The 2086-nt window shown below is 73.5% G+C and carries 1 pseudogene; it reads left to right on the top strand.

Annotated features, from left to right (window positions below):
• Positions 1-808: 808 nt before the first annotated feature.
• Positions 809-2086, top strand: a pseudogene (locus tag VR44_RS39190) (hypothetical protein); the annotation flags it as partial.

Genomic DNA, 2086 nt, shown 5'->3' with positions numbered 1-2086 from the left:
AGCAGGCTGACTGACCTGCCATTTTAGGTGGGATGGCTGGTGTTCTGCAGCACTTTCATCGATACCGGCAATTCGGGCATCTACTGAATTAGCGGTGGCGCCCGACCTGACGAGCCGGGTGTCTCTCCCTTGCTGAACCGTCCAGCATGGTGACGGCTCGGTTCCCTGCGGGCCCGTTGCGGATCCGATCTCGCCGATACCATCCGCTCGACCAGCAGGTGCCCTCCCGGGGAGAATCAATCCCCGGCGACGCATCGTGACACCGGAGGGGCCCCGTGATCACTCAAGGAGTACAAATCACGGGCCGGTGCAGTGGCTGCGGTGGCCCCACGATCTGCGACGTCGGCCAGTTCTTTCACCGCGGCCGCCTCCGCTGGGGCAGCGAAGGCCGGTGTGAGAACTGCTCTGACGGCTGGTGCGAGGAGGACATCGGCCCCGTGACCCCCGAGCACATCCGGCAGGCTCTGCTGCAACCGCACGGCCCCAGCCGGCTGCGCCTGTCCGGGGAGGTGCCCAGCCCTGTCCCGGTGCTCAAGGCACTGCGCGACGCAGGCGACGGTCTCTCCCTCGGCGAAGCGCGGGCACGCGCATCGGAGCTCGCCGCGGGTGGGCTCGTCGGGACGCTCGTGGAGATGGAGGTCCTGGCCGTCCGCCTGCGCGCACGAGCCGTGCCGGTGACCGTCGAACCAGCCGGTGGGTCAGCCGTCGCCGCCCCCACCCCGCACGGGCCAACCGCTCAAGCGCCTGACCCGCCGTCATACGCCCCGTAGGCTTCCCGATACGTGATCATCGACGGCGGGAGCTGAGCGTGGCGGGGGCCGGGGGCGAGGGGGGGCGGCGGAGTGGGGTCGTCGGGTACTGGCGGGCGGTCGAGCTGTTCAGCCCGCAGAAGGTGCCGGGGCTGTCCGCACGGGAGCGGGTGTACCCGGTCGAGGCGGACGGGCCGCTGCCCTGGGAGGCCGGGCATCCGCTGCGGTCCGTCCCGCTGGAGCCGGGGTACGGATGGCAGCACGTGGTCTACGGCGGGACGTACGCACTCGCTGCCGTGCGCGACACCCTGCTCCGCGTGTTCGGAGAGAGCGGCGAGGACCACGACGGGCGGATGGACGGCGAGAGCGCGCTGTTCGCCCTGACCGTGACCGACGACGGCCGGCTGCTGCTCGACTCCCCTGTCTTCTCATCCTGCGCCTGGGCCACCGGCCGTGCCGTCTCCCCCGGGCCCGGCTGCCGGGGCTGGCTCGACGGGTTCGAGGAGGAGGCCGGGGCCTGGGGCGCGCGGGCAGCCGCGCTCGGAGAGCCCGGGGAGCCTGGAGAGCCCGACGGGACTGGGCTTGCCGAGTCGGAGGAGGACGAGGACGAGGAGGGGTCCCCCCTCGGGTCCGGGGTGGTCACCGCCGGGCAGCTGCTGGAGTTCACCGGCGAGCTCGCCCGGGCCTGGGGCGTCGAGGGGGCCCTGGAGCCCTTCGGGGTGCGGGTGCGCAGTGTGGCCGTACGGGCCGGCCAGACCGGGGACGCCGACCAGCAGGACTTCCTCAACAGCTTCATCGCCGCCGACCTCGAACGCGTCGCGGCCGCCCTCGCGCGGCAGGACCCCGGGGCCGGGCTCGCCGCCTACCTCACCCCGGGCGCCGCCTTCGACCGGGCCCGCCGCGTCGACCTGCGCCTGCACCCCGCAGCCGCCCTCGCGGGTGTGGCCCCCGCCCGGACCCCGGCGGGGCGGTGGCCGGCCGAGGCGGGGCATCCGCTCGCGCTGAGCCAGCAGTTCGCGGTCAACGCCGTCCACGCCGAGCTGGCCCCCGCCGACGGGCTCTTCGCCGTCAACGGCCCGCCCGGCACCGGCAAGACCTGCTGCGCGACTGCTTCGCCGCCGCCGTCGTCGAGCGGGCCCGTCGGCTGGCCGGGCTCCGCCTGCCCTCCGAAGCGTTCGCGCGGCAGGACCCGTACGTCTGGAAGAGCGGTGACTACACCCGGACGGTCACCCCGCTGCGCCCGGAGTTCACCGGCTTCGAGATGGTGGTCGCCTCCGCCAACAACGGGGCGGTGGAGAACATCTCCACCGAGATCCCCGCCCGCGCGGCCCTCGGCC

The sequence above is a fragment of the Streptomyces katrae genome, assembly GCF_000966975.1.
GTDB lineage: Bacteria > Actinomycetota > Actinomycetes > Streptomycetales > Streptomycetaceae > Streptomyces > Streptomyces katrae.
This window is presented reverse-complemented; position numbering and strand designations above follow the sequence as displayed.